The 14,211-nt window shown below is 73.6% G+C and carries 14 protein-coding genes; 8 read left to right on the top strand and 6 right to left on the bottom strand.

Annotated elements, in window-relative coordinates; translation table 11 throughout:
- Positions 1-84: 84 nt before the first annotated feature.
- Positions 85-945 (top strand): helix-turn-helix transcriptional regulator, encoded by an 861-nt coding sequence (locus QRT03_RS20360; RefSeq protein ID WP_286054854.1) that lies wholly within the window; start codon positions 85-87, stop codon positions 943-945.
- Positions 946-981: 36 nt separating this feature from the next.
- On the opposite strand, the gene QRT03_RS20365 is transcribed toward QRT03_RS20360, so the two are convergent.
- Positions 982-1,464 (bottom strand): MarR family winged helix-turn-helix transcriptional regulator, encoded by a 483-nt coding sequence (locus tag QRT03_RS20365; RefSeq protein WP_286054855.1) that lies wholly within the window; start codon positions 1,462-1,464, stop codon positions 982-984.
- 84 nt (positions 1,465-1,548) lie between these two features.
- Here QRT03_RS20365 and QRT03_RS20370 point away from each other — a divergent pair, with 84 nt between their 5' ends.
- Positions 1,549-2,505: an NADP-dependent oxidoreductase gene (locus QRT03_RS20370; RefSeq protein WP_286054857.1), complete on the top strand. Its 957-nt coding sequence runs from the start codon at positions 1,549-1,551 to the stop codon at positions 2,503-2,505.
- Positions 2,506-2,527: 22 nt separating this feature from the next.
- Positions 2,528-3,022: an SRPBCC family protein gene (locus QRT03_RS20375; protein WP_286054858.1), complete on the top strand. Its 495-nt coding sequence runs from the start codon at positions 2,528-2,530 to the stop codon at positions 3,020-3,022.
- 204 nt (positions 3,023-3,226) lie between these two features.
- On the opposite strand, the gene QRT03_RS20380 is transcribed toward QRT03_RS20375, so the two are convergent.
- Positions 3,227-3,973: an SDR family oxidoreductase gene (locus QRT03_RS20380; RefSeq protein ID WP_286054859.1), complete on the bottom strand. Its 747-nt coding sequence runs from the start codon at positions 3,971-3,973 to the stop codon at positions 3,227-3,229.
- Positions 3,974-4,076: 103 nt separating this feature from the next.
- Between QRT03_RS20380 and QRT03_RS20385 the strand changes: the two genes are divergently transcribed.
- Positions 4,077-4,394 (top strand): winged helix-turn-helix transcriptional regulator, encoded by a 318-nt coding sequence (locus QRT03_RS20385; protein ID WP_286054860.1) that lies wholly within the window; start codon positions 4,077-4,079, stop codon positions 4,392-4,394.
- Here the strand turns inward: QRT03_RS20385 and QRT03_RS20390 are convergent.
- Entirely contained in the window at positions 4,391-5,107 is a 717-nt protein-coding gene (locus tag QRT03_RS20390; protein WP_286054861.1) for an alpha/beta fold hydrolase, read from the bottom strand. The two genes, QRT03_RS20385 and QRT03_RS20390, sit on opposite strands and share 4 nt — an antisense overlap.
- Positions 5,108-5,221: 114 nt before the next feature.
- On the opposite strand from QRT03_RS20390, the gene QRT03_RS20395 reads away from it, so the two are divergent.
- On the top strand, positions 5,222-6,202 hold the full coding sequence (locus tag QRT03_RS20395; RefSeq protein WP_286054863.1) for a GlxA family transcriptional regulator: 981 nt from the start codon (positions 5,222-5,224) through the stop codon (positions 6,200-6,202).
- A 19-nt stretch (positions 6,203-6,221) separates the two neighbouring features.
- Here QRT03_RS20395 and QRT03_RS20400 read toward each other — a convergent pair whose 3' ends face one another.
- Positions 6,222-6,851: a TMEM175 family protein gene (locus QRT03_RS20400; RefSeq protein ID WP_286054864.1), complete on the bottom strand. Its 630-nt coding sequence runs from the start codon at positions 6,849-6,851 to the stop codon at positions 6,222-6,224.
- Between the two features lie 72 nt (positions 6,852-6,923).
- On the opposite strand from QRT03_RS20400, the gene QRT03_RS20405 reads away from it, so the two are divergent.
- Complete coding sequence (locus tag QRT03_RS20405) at positions 6,924-7,562, top strand: TetR/AcrR family transcriptional regulator C-terminal domain-containing protein (protein ID WP_286054865.1); 639 nt, start codon at positions 6,924-6,926, stop codon at positions 7,560-7,562.
- Positions 7,563-7,574: 12 nt separating this feature from the next.
- On the opposite strand, the gene QRT03_RS20410 is transcribed toward QRT03_RS20405, so the two are convergent.
- Positions 7,575-8,501: an amidohydrolase family protein gene (locus QRT03_RS20410; RefSeq protein ID WP_286054866.1), complete on the bottom strand. Its 927-nt coding sequence runs from the start codon at positions 8,499-8,501 to the stop codon at positions 7,575-7,577.
- On the bottom strand, positions 8,498-10,408 hold the full coding sequence (locus tag QRT03_RS20415; protein ID WP_286054867.1) for an acetoacetate--CoA ligase: 1,911 nt from the start codon (positions 10,406-10,408) through the stop codon (positions 8,498-8,500). The genes QRT03_RS20410 and QRT03_RS20415 overlap by 4 nt, the downstream gene beginning before the upstream one ends.
- 142 nt (positions 10,409-10,550) lie before the next feature.
- On the opposite strand from QRT03_RS20415, the gene QRT03_RS20420 reads away from it, so the two are divergent.
- Complete coding sequence (locus tag QRT03_RS20420; protein ID WP_286054868.1) at positions 10,551-11,909, top strand: APC family permease; 1,359 nt, start codon at positions 10,551-10,553, stop codon at positions 11,907-11,909.
- Between the two features lie 59 nt (positions 11,910-11,968).
- Positions 11,969-14,200, top strand: coding sequence for a S9 family peptidase (locus tag QRT03_RS20425; RefSeq protein WP_286054869.1), 2,232 nt, complete (start codon positions 11,969-11,971; stop codon positions 14,198-14,200).
- The last annotated feature ends 11 nt before the right edge of the window (positions 14,201-14,211 follow it).

Here is a 14,211-nt window from a genome sequence, read left to right on the forward strand (position 1 = left end):
CCAGCGGGCGTTCACCCTGGGGATGACGTCCCCTGGGTCGACGACGCCTGCCTCGCCGCCGGCGGGTGGCGCAGACTGGGCGTCGTGGACCTCGTCGACCTGGGTCGCTTCCTGAAGTCGCGCCGTGACCGCGTCCGGCCCGAGGACGTCGGTCTGCCCGCCACCGCCCGACGCCGGGTCCCCGGTCTGCGGCGCGACGAGGTCGCCCGCCTCGCCGGCGTGTCCGTGGAGTACTACACCGAGCTGGAGCAGGGCCGCGGCGCCCAGCCCTCCGAGCAGACCGTCGCCGCGCTCAGCCGGGCGCTGCGGTCGACCCACGACGAGCGCGACCACCTCCACCACCTCGCCGGGCGCCCGGTGCCCGCCGCGGGCGGCCCGGCCGGGCACGTCCACCCCGGGATGCTCGACCTGCTCACCCGCGTGTCGGGCACGCCCGCGGCCGTCGTCACCGACCTGCACGTCACCCTCGTGCAGAACCACCTCGCCGAGGCGCTGCTCGGACCCGCCGTCGGGCAGACGGGGTTCGCGGCGAGCTTCGTCCACCGGTGGTTCACCGACCCGGCGAGCCGTCGCCTGTACCCCGAGGACGACCACGACCGCCACGCCGCGACCTTCGTCGCCGATCTCCGCGCCGCCGTCGCCCGCCGGGGCCCGACGGACCCGGAGGCGTCGGCGATGATCACCGATCTCCGGCGCCGAAGCCCGGAGTTCGTCGCCCTGTGGGACCGGCACGACGTCGCGGTCCGGCGGGACGACCGCAAGCGGATCGTCCACCCGCAGCTCGGCGTCATCGAGGTCAACTGCCTCAACCTGTTCAGCGAGGACGGGCTCCAGCGCCTGTTGTGGTTCACCCCGGCGGTGGGCACCGACTCCGTCGAGCTCTTCGAGCTGCTCGGCGTGGTCGGCCGTCAGGACCTCACCCCGGAGACGAGCGGCGACCGGTAGCCCCGGACCTCCGCCGGGCGCGCGCCGAGTGGGGCGTCAGGTCGACGGCGGCCCGGTGTAGGCGTCGACCGCGGCGCTCAGTTCGTGGACGAGCGTCCCGACCACGTCGAGCTCGGTCGCGGAGTACCTGCTCAGGATCTCGTCGAGACGGGCGCGCAGCGGGCCGAAGAAGGCCTCGGAGGACTCGGTGACCGCGGCGCTCGAGTGCAGCGTCACGGTGCGGCGGTCGGCGTGCCCGCGCACCCGGGTCACGCGACCGGCCTCCTCCAGCCGGTTCAGCAGGATCGAGGTCGCGCCGCTGGTCAGACCGACGAGGGGGGCGAGGCGCGCCGGCGTGAGCGGGTGCCCGCGCTGCTCGGCCCGGAGGATCTCCACCAGCGCCGCCGCGTCGGTGGGGTGCAGCCCGGAGCGCCGGGCGAAGACGCGGCCGAGCTCGCTCTGGCCCGCCGCGTACGCCGACAGCGCCTGGGCGACCTGCTCGCGCTGCCGCCGCCCGACGTCCTGCTCGCCGCCGCCCACATGCGGAACCTAGCACGTCGCCAAGTAGCTTTGTGCTAAAGCTACACTGCGACTGTGTCATCCCAGCCAGCACGAGGAGCCACCGTGACCGACGACGAGCACCGCTCGTACGCGTTCTGCTACGCCCGCTACGGCGGACCCGAGGTCCTGGAGGCCGAGACGCGGCTGGACCCGCAGCCCGGACCCGGGCAGGTCCGGCTGGCCGTGCGGGCGGCCGCAGTCAACCCGTTCGACCACAAGCTGCGCGACGGGCTCCTGGCGTCCTCCGAGGCACCCGACGCGCCGGTCGTGCCGGGGACCGACGTCGCCGGGGTGGTCGAGGCCCTCGGGGAGGGCGTCACGGCCTTCGCCGTCGGCGACGAGGTGCTCGGCCGGGCCACGGGCGGTGCGTACGCCGAGAAGACCCTGGCCGCGGTGGACGAGATCGTGGTCAAGCCCTCGGCGATGAGCTGGGAGGTCGCGGGCGCTCTCGAGGTGGCGGTGCACACCGCGCGCAGTGCGCTCGACGAGCTGGCGCTCCTCGCGGGCGCCGTCCTGCTGGTCCACGGGGCCTCGGGCGGGGTCGGGACGATGGCCGTGCAGGCCGCCGTCGCGGACGGGCTGCGCGTCGTCGGGACCGCGGGTCCGACCCATCGGGAGTACGTCGCCTCGCTGGGCGCCACGCCCGTGGTCCGCGGCGACGCCCTCCGCGACCGGGTCCGGGAGGCGGTCGCCCGCCCGGAGTCCGACGGACCCGCCGTCGACGGCGTGCTCGACCTCGCCGGACATGGTGACCTCGCCGACCTGGTCGCCCTGGCGGGCGGGCCGGAGCGGGTGGTCACCGTCGCCGACCCGCAGGCACCGCGGTACGGAGTGCGTTTCGTCGGGCGCCGGTGGGTGCCCGGCGCTCTCGCCGACGCGGCAGCCCGGGCCGTCGCCGGTCACCTCCGCACGCCGAGGACCGTGCCCTACCCGCTGGAGCAGGCCCGGCAGGCCATGGAGGACGACCGGGCCGGCGTGGTCGACGGCAGGGCGGTGCTCGTCGCGACGGACGGATCGTGAGGCCACCAGCCCGGCGAGTACGGTGCTGCTCCATCTCGAGCTGGGGGGCGGCACCGTGACTGATGGCGAGCAGTCGATCACCGTCACGAGGACGGTCCGGGCGCCCGCGCACGTCCTCTTCGATTTCCTGTCCCGGCCCGGGAACCACCATGCCCTCGACACCAGCGGGATGATCCGAGAGGCGCAGGACGAGTCCCCGATCGGAGGCGTCGGGACGACCTTCCTGATCAACATGCGCAACGACTTCAAGGGCGACCACCGCATCGAGAACCACGTCGTGGTCCACGAACCGGACCGCGCGATCGGCTGGGCGCCGGGCGAGCCCGGACAGCCCGCGGCCGGCCACACCTTCGTCTGGCGGCTCGTCACCGCAGGGCAGGACACCGAGGTCAGCCAGATCTACGACTGGTCGCGGAACTCCGACCCCGAGGCCCAGCCCTACCTGCCCCTGATCGGCCGCGAGCAGCTCGAGCACTCCCTGGAGCTGCTGGCCCGAGCGACCGAACCCGCCGACTGAGCGCCCGGGGACGTGGACCGGCCGGCCGCCGCCGACTCGAGCCGGATGCGGGTCCACCAGCACGGCGCAGGGGCCGCGGCGACTCAGCGGCAACGCGGCAACCGTGTCCTTCGGACACGGTCCCGGGTGTGTCGATGACGCTGCGCCCAGGCTCCGCACTCACCGCACCGCCGAGCCGACCGGTCGCGCCGGTGACCAGGACGGTCATGGGACGAAGGGGCGGTCGTCGGGAGCCGCGTGGCGAGCGGCGAGGAGCTTCTCGGCGGGCTCACCGATCGGGAGACGCAGCGGCGGGTCCGGGGTCTCGGCGGCGTCGACCACCGCCGTCGCCACCTGCTCGGGGGTGATGAACGTCCGGCGTGCCGAGCCACCCGCACCGAGCTGGGGGTAGGGGTCGTCGGGGAGCCGGTGCCAGGGGACGTCGTCCAGCGCGCCCGAGCTCACCGCGCCGGGTTCCAGCAGCGTGGCCTGCAGCCCGAAGGGGGCGACCTCGATCGCCAGCGCCTCGACGAGCGCCTCGAGAGCCCACTTCGTCGCGGCGTACGCGCCGCCGGGCGGAAGCACGGTGCGCCCTGCAACGCTCGACATGAAGAGCAGCCGACCGGACCCGCGGGCCCGCATCCCCGGCAGCACGGCCTGGGCGACCCGCAGTGCGCCCACCGTGTTCTGCTCGAAGAGGGATGCCAGTTCCTCCGGCGGGGTCGCCTCGACCGCGGCGTAGAAGATCACCCCGGCGTTCGAGACGAGCACGTCCACCTCCCCCGCCCGCTCGACCGCGGCGATGCTCCCCGGGTCGGTGACGTCCAGGGCGAGGCGATCCGCGACGTCGAGGTCGGCCAGGGTCGCTGGATTCCGCGCCGTCGCGACCACCCGGTGGCCGCGGCGGGCGAACTCCGTGGCGATCGCGCGCCCGATCCCCTTCGACGCCCCGGTGATCAGTACCGAGCTCATGGCAGATGTCCTCCTGTCGGTTCAACATCTGAACTCACTGACGAGCGCTACGCTAGAGGACGTGAGTTCAGATGTCGAACCGACTCGGCCGCGGGTGTGCTCGGTGGCCGACGCTCTCACCCTGGTCGGCGACCGCTGGGCCCTGCTCGCGCTGCGCGAACTCGGCTTCGGGGTCACCCGCTTCACCGACATCCAGGGGTTCACCGGAGCCCCGCGGGCGAGCCTCGCGGCGCGCCTGCGGGATCTCGAGGCGTCCGGCCTGGTCGAGCGGCGGCGCTACTCCGAGCACCCCCCGCGCGACGAGTACCTGCTCACCCGCGCCGGGCAGGACCTGATGCCGGTGATCGGCGCCCTGCGCGAGTGGGGCGAGCGGTACGCGACGCCGCTCGTCCGGGACCACGGTCCCGACCCGTCCGGTTAGCCCCCCGCAGCGACGCCGGCCGCGGACGAGCCGACCGCCGCGGCCGCGGCCCGGATCACGTCGGCCACCTCCTCGGGGTGGGACAGCATCGGCACGTGGCTGCTCGCGAGCTCGTGGGTCGTCGCCCCCATCCGCTGGGCGCAGAAGCGCTGGAGCTCGGGGTTCACCGTGCGGTCGTCGCGGGCGACGACGTACCAGCTGGGCTTCGTCCGCCAGGCGGTGCCCGCGACCTGCTGGTCGAAGACCCCGGCGTCGGGGACGCCCTGCGTGGCCCACACCACCTGCTGCTCCTCCGCGGGCAGATCGCCCGCGAAGCAGTCGATGCCGCTCGCGCGCAGCCAGATGCGGCCCTCGGCGACCTCGATGTGGGCGAACACGTCGGTCGTCGGGAACCGGTCCTGCAGGGACTGTGAGGTCTCGTCCGCGTCCGGCGCGAGCGCCGCGAGGTACACCAGCCCGGCGACGCGGTCGTCGGCGCCGGCCGCGGTGATCACGGTGCCGCCGTAGGAGTGGCCGACCAGGACCGCAGGGCTCGTGACCCGCCCCAGGGCCCGACGCACGGCGGCCACGTCGCCCTCGAGCGAGTCCAGGCTGTTCTGCGCGGACAGGACCTCGTAGCCGTCGGCCCGCAGCAGCGGGATCACCTTCGCGTAGCAGGAGCCGTCGGCCCACAGACCGTGGGCGAACACGATGCTGGGCAGGGACGTGGACACGGTCTGACCTCCAGGGGACAGGTGCTCGGGACGAGCACCGACGCTGCTCCCGCCCGCGGTCGTCCGCCATGACACGGCACCCTCGGATCCGGACCTCGTGGGCATACTGACCCGGTGGCGAGGACCGTGGCCCTGCTCGCGTACGACACGACGCAGTCGCTCGACGTCAGCGGCCCGGCGGAGGTCTTCGCCACTGCGAACCAGGAGGCGGGGACGGAGCTCTACCGGGTCGTCGTCCTGTCGCCGGACGGCGCCGACGTGGAGTGCAGCTCGGGGATGACCCTCGGGGTCCGCTCGTCGCCGGACGACCTCCCCGGGGAGATCGACACCCTCGTCGTGCCCGGGAGCCCCGACTGGGAGCGGGCGATGCACGACGAGGCCCTGTCCGCGGCCGTGGCGGCAGGGGCCCGACGGAGCCGGCGCGTGGCCGCGGTCTGCGGCGGCGCCTTCCTCCTCGGCGCCGTCGGGTTGCTCGACGGGAAGCGCACGACGACCCACTGGACGTGTCTGGACGACCTGGAACAGTGTTTCCCGGAGGCCAAGGTCGAACGCGGCCCGATCTTCACCCAGGACGGCGACCTGTTCACCTCGGCGGGTGTCACCGCGGGGATCGACCTCGCGCTGGCCCTGGTGGAGGACGACCACGGGCCGCAGCTCGCCCGGCAGGTCGCCCGGTTCCTCGTGGTCTTCCTGCAGCGCCCCGGCAACCAGGACCAGTTCAGCGCGAGGATGCGCCACGAGCCGCCGCCGCACTCCGCGCTGCGCGGACTGCTGGACTCGGTCGTCGCCGACCCCGCCGGCGACCACGGGCTCGCGGCCCTCAGCGTGCGGGCGGGCTACAGCGAACGGCACCTGGCGCGCGTGTTCATGCGGGAGCTCGGCGTCTCGCCCGCGCGCTACGTGGAGGAGATCCGCCTGGAGGCCGCCCGCACCCTGCTCGAGACCGGGGACGCCCCGCTGGACGTGATCGCACGCCGGTCCGGCCTCGGCTCCGCCGAGACCCTCCGGCGGCGGTTCCGCCAGGAGGTCGGCCTCTCCCCCGGCGCCTACCGGCGGCGGTTCCGGACGACGGGCGTGTCCCGCCAGGACGCGTGACGGGAACTCGCGAGCGGCGTCAGGAACCCCCGAGGGCGAGTCGCCGGCGGACCCGTCGGACGACCGCCAGCACGGGCCCGTCCACGAGGAGCAGCAGGAGCGGCCAGTAGCCGGCGGCGGGCACGGCCACCACGATCACGAACGCGACGGCGAGACAGCTCGCGTTCCCGGCCACCCGCTCGAGGTCCGCCCGGTCCGGCGCCTCGCCCTCCGGGGCGGTCCGGCGCATCGCCACCGCCATCGCGACCAGCGTGACGCTCGAGGCGAGCAGCACGCCGACGTAGAGGGCCGGGACGAGCGGCGCCTCACCGTAGGAGGCGACCATCTCCGCCGGGAACGGGAGGAAGACCACGCACAGCAACCACAGTGCGTTGAGGCGCACGACGCGGGGGCTGACGGTCACGGTGCGGTCGAACAGGCGGTGGTGGACGGTCCAGACCCGCCAGACGACGAAGAAGCTGAGGACGAAGCTGCCGAGCGCGACGAGGTTCCGGGCGAGGACCTCGACGGGGGCCTCGTGCCGCGCGACCGCCTCGGGCACGAGGTCGACCAGCGGGAGCACGAGCAGCGTCAGGGCGATCGCGGCGACAGCGTCGCTGAAGAGCAGGAGCCGGTCGGCTCGCAGTCCCGGGGAGCCGAGCGCGGTCATGACGGGTCCTCCTGCGACGTCCGTGTTGAACTTTGTTCAGAAGCGTCGTCGAACTAAGTTAAGCTGTCAAGCATGGCGAGGGGGATCAGCCGCGAGGGCATCGTCGGCGCCGCGCTCGAGGTCCTCGACGACCGGGGGATCGACGGCGTCACCGTGCGGGCGGTGGCGGGCCGGCTCGGGGTCCGGGCGCCCGCGCTCTACTACCACGTCCGCGACAAGCAGGAGCTCCTCGACGAGATGGGCACCGAGATTCAGCGGCGCGTGGTCGCGGAGCTCGCCGGCCGCCCGCCCGGGGAGCACTGGACGGACGACCTCGTCGCCTACGCGCGGGCACTGCGGACCGTCCACCTCGCGCACCGCGACGGGGCCCGGACCTTCAGCGGCACCCTGGTGACCGATCCCGCGGTCCTCCGGGCCCAGGAACCGTGGCTCCGGCGCTGGCGCGCCGCCGGCGTGTCGGCGATCGACGCCCTCGACGGCTTCGACCTGGTCACCGCGTTCGTCGTCGGCTTCGTGATCGAGGAGCAGGAGCGCCTCCGCTCCGCCACGGACGACCCCACGCGCTACGCGGACGAGGACCGCGACCGACGGCTCGGCGACGGCGTCCCGCTCGTCGCCGAGCTCGGCCGTGCCCGGCACGACACGACCGCCCGCTTCGACCGCCAGCTCGACGCCCTCGTCGCCGGGATCGACGCCCGGTTCGGCCGCTGACCCCGGGCGGCCTCAGGCGAACAGCCGCCCGGCGTTCGCGGTGGTCAGCTCCCGCCACGTGCCGCCTCCGGGCGGCGGGTCGGCCGCGTCGATCGACGCGACCTGCGCCGTCACGACGGCGGGTGGGGTCCAGCAGGAGTCGCTGCCGTAGACGAGGTGGTCGAGCCCGACGACGCGGTCGAGCAGCGGGACCTGGTGCGGGAACGGCGTGCCCGCGGTGTCGAACCACAGCGCGCGCAGCTGGTCGGGCACCGGCTCGCCGTCTCCACCCAGGAAGCCGGAGCGGAAGAGCTCGAGCCGCTCGGCGACCAGCGGCAACGCTCCCCCGCCGTGCGTCGCGATCCACCGCATGCCGGGGAAGCGGGCGAGGGTGCCGCTCAGCACAAGGTCGGCGAAGGTGCGGGCCGTCTCGAAGACGAACTCCAGCATCGGTCGGGGACGCCCGGCGGTCAGCGCGGCGGCCCCCACCGGCGAGGTGGGGTGCACGAACACCACCGTCTCCCGGCGCGAGAGCTCAGACCACAACGGCGCCAACGACGCGTCGCCGAGGTAGCGGCCGTGGGCGTTCGTCTCCACGGTGACGCCGTCGCTGCCGAGCTCGTCGAGGGCGTACGCCGCTTCGGCGAGGGCACCGTCGACGTCGGGCAGCGGGAGCGAGGCGAGGTGGCCGAACCGGTCGGGGTGGTCCCGCCGGAACCCGGCGCCCACCTCGTTGACCTCGCGCGACAGCGCCCGCGCGGCGCCGTCGTCCCCGAAGTGCGTGCCCGGCGAGGAGATCGACAGCACCGACCGTTCGATCCCGCACTCCTCCATCAGCTCCAGCTGCCCGGCGAGCGTCCACGACGGCCAGCCCGGCATCCCGTCCGGCTGCTCGTGCCCGGCCGCGCGGGCCGCGGCGACGTAGGCGTCGGTGACGAAGTGGGCGTGGACGTCGATCATCGCGCCGCCCGCTCCGCGAACACCGTCAGCGCGGTCGGGTCGTCGACCGCCCCGGGGCTCGCGACCTCCTCGACCGGCCGTCCCCGGAGGATCTGCTTCACGGGCTTCTCCAGCTTCTTGCCGGTCATCGTGCGCGGGACGGCCGGGACCGCCTCGATGACGTCGGGCAGGTGCCGCGGCGAGAGCTCGGATCGCAGCGCGCCCCGGATGCGGGCGAGCAACGCGTCGTCGAGGTCCCCGCCGCCGGCGACCACGACGAACAGCAGCAGCTCCCCCGGTCCGCCGTCGGACGCCTCGAGGTGGACGACCAGGGAGTCCGCGACCTCCGGGAGGTCCTCGACGACGCTGTAGAACTCGGCCGTGCCCAGCCGCACGCCACCGCGGTTGAGCGTCGCGTCGGACCGGCCCGTGATCACGAAGCTGCCCCGCTTGGTGCGGATCGCCCAGTCCCCGTGGCGCCACACGCCCGGGAAGACGTCGAAGTAGGAGTCGCGGTAGCGCTCGTCGCCGGGGTCGTTCCAGAACCGCACCGGCATCGACGGCATCGGTCGGCGGATGACCAGCTCGCCGACCTCGTCGACGACCTCCCGCCCGGACTCGTCGAACACCGTCACGTCGACGCCGAGGCACGGCCCGGGCAGCTCGCCGCGGTACACCGGCAGCCACGGGCTCCCGCCGACGAAGCCGGAGCAGACGTCCGTGCCGCCGCTCATCGAGCTGACGAGCACGTCCGGGCCGAGCTGCTCGGCGGCCCAGTCGTACCCGTCGTCGGGAAGGGGGGAGCCGGTGATGCCGAGGACCCGCAGCGACGTCAGGTCCCCCACCGACCGCGGCTCGACCCCGGCCTTGCGACAGGCCATGAGATAGGCGGGGCTGGTGCCGAGGTGGGTGAGGCGGGCGTCGGCCGCGATGCGCCACTGCTGCCCGAGGTCGGGGTGCAGGAAGTTGCCGTCGACGAGCACGACCGCGGCCCGGCACAGCAGGCCCGACACGAGGATCGGCCACATCGTCCAGGCGGTCGTCGTGAACCAGCAGAACCGGTCGCCCGGGCGCAGGTCCAGCGCGAGGGCGTGGCTCTTGAGGTGCTCGAGCAGGATGCCGCCGTGCCCGTGGACGATGGCCTTGGGCAGCCCGGTGGTGCCCGAGGAGAACAGCACGGTGAGGGGGTGGTCGAACGGCACCGGCTCGAACGCGAGCTCTCCCGGCTCGGCGAGCAGGTCGTCCCAGCTCAGCGCGTCCGGCACCTCCTGGGCGCCGTAGGGCACGGCCACCACGTGCCGCACGGTCGGGAGCCCGGCGCGGATCGTCGCGACGTCGGCCGACTTGTCGATCGGCTTGTCGCCGTAGACGTAGCCGCCGATGGTCAGCAGCACCGTCGGCTCCACCTGCGCGAAGCGGTCGATGACGCTGCGCGCGCCGAACTCCGGGGCGCACGAGGCCCAGACCGCGCCGAGCGAGGCGCAGGCGACGTAGGCGACGAGTGCCTCCGGGATGTTGGGCAGGAAGCCCACCACGCGGTCGTCGCGCCCGACGCCGAGCCGCTGCAGTCCCGCGCGACACCGCGCGACCCGGTCGGTGAGCTCGCCGAAGGTCAGCTCGCGCGTCTCGCGGGTCTGGGAGTAGGCGACGACCGCGGTGTCATCGGGCCCGCCGCGCAGCAGGTGCTCGGCGTAGTTGATCGCGCTGCCCGGGAACCAGGTCGCGCCGGGCATCTCCCGGCTCGCGAGCACCTCGTCGGACAGGCCCTCCACCCCGAAGTGGTCGCGGACCGCCCGCCAGAACCCGTCGAGGTCCTCCACCGACCAGCGGTGGAGCTCGGCGTAGGACTCGAACCGGCGGTCCAGCCCGGCGAGGAACTCCCCCAGGGCGGTCCCGTCGAGGGGCCCGGCGTCCCGGATCACGGTCATCGGTTCACGCTCCGTTGCGGCTGAGGTCGGCTCGGCACGATCATCGCCCGCGGAGAGGGTCCACGGGGACCCACGTCGGCGAGTCACGACGTCGTAACTCCGCGAAACAGACATACGGCGCGGATCGTGTGACCATTCCCCGATGGGTGAACCGGCAGCACCGACCGAGACGGCGCCGCAGGCGACGAAGCTGAAGCGGACCGTGGGGACCGTCCTGCTGTTCTTCTTCATCGTCGGGGACACCCTCGGCGCGGGCATCTACACGCTCGTCGGGACGATGGCCGAGGACGTCGGCGGCATGCTGTGGCTGCCCCTGGTCCTCGCCCTCGTCCTCGCGCTGCTGACCGCGGGCACCTACGCGGAGATGATCACGAAGTACCCGCACGCCGGCGGCGCGGCCCGGTACGCGGAGCGGGCCTTCAAGATCCCGTTCGTCACGTTCGTCGTCGGGTTCTTCATGCTGTCCTCGGGGATCACGACGTCGGCCCTGCTCGCGAGCGCGTTCTCCGGCGACTACCTCTCTGAGCTGATCGACGTGCCCGCGGCGCCGGTGACCGTGATCTTCCTGCTGCTCCTGATCGCGATCAACCTGCGTGGGGTCAAGGAGTCGCTGTCGGCCAACGTCGTGGCCAGCGTGATCGAGGTCAGCGGTCTCGTGCTGGTGATCGTCGTGGCCGCGATCGTCTTCGGCAGCGGCGGCGGGGACGTCGCCCGGCTGCTGACCCCGTCGCCCGACCAGCCCATCCTCTACGGCGCCTTCGCGGCGTCGGTGACGGCGTTCTTCTCCTTCCTCGGGTTCGAGGCCGCCGCGAACATGGCCGAGGAGGTCAAGGAGCCCAGCCGGGCCTACCCGCGGGCACTGTTCGGGGCGATCGGGACGGCGGGCGTGATCTACCTGCTCATCGCCCTCGGCTCCGCGATCGTCGTCGACCCGCTGCGGATGGCCGAGTCGACCGGCCCGCTGCTCGAGGTGATCACGGCATCCGGCCTCGCGATCCCCGGCTGGCTGTTCTCCCTGATCGCGCTGGTCGCGATCGCCAACGGCGCGCTGCTGTTCATGGTGATGGCCAGCCGCGCGACCTACGGGCTCGCCGAGGCCGGCCTGCTGCCCTCGATCTTCGGCAACGTCGCGCCGACCCTGCGCACGCCGTGGGTCGCGATCCTCGTGGTCGGCGCGGCGACGATCGGCATGAGCTTCGTCGGCGGGATCGGGACACTCGCCGACATGACCGTGCTGCTGCTGGTGTTCGTGTTCATCTCGACGAACATCTCGTGCCTGGTCCTCAAGAACGACCGCGTCGACCACCGCCACTTCACGATCCCGCGCATCGTCCCGATCCTCGCCGTGATCGCCAGCGTCGCCCTGCTCTTCCAGCAGTCGGCGGAGATCTGGCTGCTGGCGGCGGTCTACCTGGCGGTCGGCACGGTGCTGTTCCTGATCGCCCGCTACACCCGGCGGCACTTCGACCAGGGGCCGCACGAGACGTCGCTGACCTTCTGACCGACCCGTCGTCGGACAGGACTTGAGTGTGCCGTGACGTCCGGGTTTCTCATGGCGCCATGACCACGGACACCCACCTCTCGACGACCGACTACGCCCGCGCCGAGCAGATGCTCGCCCCGTACCGGAGCCGACGGGTGCCCCGGGTGACCCCGCACTGGATCGCCGACGGCCGGCGGTTCTGGTACGAGGCCGGCAGGCGATGGGTGCTCGTCGACCCCGCCGCGGGCACCCGGCACGACGCCTTCGACCACGACCGCCTCGCCGCCGAGCTCTCCCGGGCGACGGGGACGGCCGTCGTGGCGTCGGACCTGCCGGTCGCCTCCCTGGAGTTCGACGACGACGTCCCGCGGTTCTCCGCACTCGGGGGACGGTGGAGCTTCGCCGACGGCACCCTCACCCGGCTCGACGACGGCCCCACCGACCCGTTCGAGCTCCCCTCCCCCGACGAGCGCTGGGTCGCCTTCCGCCGCGACGGGAACGTGTGGGTGCGCTCGGCGGAGACCGGCGACGAGACCGCCCTCACCGACGACGCCGAACCCGGCGTGCAGTACGGCGCCCTCACCGACGCGATGAGCAGCCGCATGAACCTGCGCCGCCTCGGGCTGAGGACGATCTTCCTCGCGTTCTGGTCACCGGACTCCACCCGGCTGCTGGTGCACCGCCTCGACGAGCGCGGGGTCGCCGAGCAGGTCCTCGTCGAGTCGTCCCCCGCCGACGGCGGCCGGCCCGTGGAGCACCGCTTCCGCTACCCGATCCCCGGCGACGAGGCCCAGGCGACGATGTCGTGGGCGGTGATCGACGTCGCGGAGGGCACGGTCGTGCGCCAGGACGAGGAGCCGCGACCGATCGTCCACCCGGTGACCCTGACGCACGTGTGGTGGTCGGGCGAGAAAGGCGAGGCGGTCCACCACCTGCGGCAGTCCCGCGATGCCCGGACCCTCGAGCTCGTCCGCCTCGACCCCTCCACCGGCGGGACCACGACGCTCGTGCAGGAGACCGGGGAGACCCGCGTCGACCCGACGCCGCAGCTCGGCGAGCCGCCCATGGTCCGCGTGCTCGACTCCGGGGAGATCCTGTGGTGGTCCCAGCGCGACGGGTGGGGCCACCTGTACCTGTACCCCGGCGGGTCCGACGAGCCGGTCCAACTCACCCGCGGCTCCTGGCTCGTCCGGACGGTGCTGTGGGTCGACGAGGACACCCGGCAGGTGTGGTTCCTCGCGACCGGCCTGGTCGCCGACGACCCGTACGCGCGCCAGATCTGCCGCGTCGGTCTGGACGGGACCGGGTTCACCCGGCTCACCGACGACGACCTCGACCACGACGCGGAGAGCCCGGCCGAGGGCGGCCACCTGCTCGACCGGGCCTCCACCCCCGCGCACGCCCCCCGGTCCCGGGTGCTCGGCGGCGACGGTCAGGTGCTGGTGGAGCTGGAGGCGCCGACCACCGACGCGCTCGTCGAGCTCGGCTGGAGCCCGCCGGAGCGCTTCCGGACGACGGCCGCCGACGGCCGGACCCCGGTGTACGGCCTGCTCTGGCGCCCGCACGGGTTCGACCCCGCGCGGCGCTACCCGGTGATCGACAGCATCTACCCGGGCCCGCAGATCCACCGGGCGGGTCCGGCCTTCGACAGCGCCATGCCGGGCACCGGTGAGGCGCTCGCCGCCCTCGGCTTCGCCGTCGTCGCGATCGACGGCCGCGGCACCGCGGGGCGCAGCAAGGCCTTCCACGACCATTCCTACCGGCACCTCGGGGACGCCGGGGCGCTCGACGACCACGTGGCCGCGATCCGCGAGCTCGGGCTGCGGTACCCGTGGCTGGACACCGAGCGGGTCGGGATCACCGGCCACTCCGGCGGCGGGTTCGCGACGGCCCGGGCGCTGGTCTCGCACCCGGAGTTCTACTCCGTCGGGGTGGCGACGTCGGGCAGCCACGACGCCCGGGTCTACGTGACGATGTGGGCCGAGCAGTACCACGGTGACGGCGACCCGCTCGACCTCGCGACGTCCGAGCTGGCCGGGAACCTGCGCGGGAAGCTGCTGCTGATCCACGGCGAGCTCGACGACAACGTGCACCCGTACCAGACGTTGCGTCTGGTCGATTCGTTCGTCGAGGCGGACGTCGACGTCGACATGTTCATCGTCCCCGGCGTCGACCACTCGCTGGTCGGGCGGTCACACCACGTCGTGCGTCGGACGTGGGACTACTTCGTGCGCCACCTGCACGGCACGGAGCCGCCACGCTTCCGGCTGGCGGCGCTGCCGGCGCCGCAGGGGTTGGCCGGCCTCTGACCGGCCCACCA

The organism is Actinomycetospora termitidis (assembly GCF_030286555.1).
Lineage (GTDB): Bacteria > Actinomycetota > Actinomycetes > Mycobacteriales > Pseudonocardiaceae > Actinomycetospora > Actinomycetospora termitidis.

Excerpts from the sequence above, each read along its gene's own strand:
- QRT03_RS20380 (WP_286054859.1), bottom strand. The coding sequence starts at position 3,973 with ATGAGCTCGGTACTGATCACCGGGGCGTCGAAGGGGATCGGGCGCGCG.
- QRT03_RS20400 (WP_286054864.1), bottom strand. The coding sequence starts at position 6,851 with ATGACCGCGCTCGGCTCCCCGGGACTGCGAGCCGACCGGCTCCTGCTC.
- QRT03_RS20405 (WP_286054865.1), top strand. The coding sequence starts at position 6,924 with ATGGCGAGGGGGATCAGCCGCGAGGGCATCGTCGGCGCCGCGCTCGAG.
- QRT03_RS20410 (WP_286054866.1), bottom strand. The coding sequence starts at position 8,501 with ATGATCGACGTCCACGCCCACTTCGTCACCGACGCCTACGTCGCCGCG.
- QRT03_RS20415 (WP_286054867.1), bottom strand. The coding sequence starts at position 10,408 with ATGACCGTGATCCGGGACGCCGGGCCCCTCGACGGGACCGCCCTGGGG.
- QRT03_RS20420 (WP_286054868.1), top strand. The coding sequence starts at position 10,551 with ATGGGTGAACCGGCAGCACCGACCGAGACGGCGCCGCAGGCGACGAAG.
- QRT03_RS20425 (WP_286054869.1), top strand. The coding sequence starts at position 11,969 with ATGACCACGGACACCCACCTCTCGACGACCGACTACGCCCGCGCCGAG.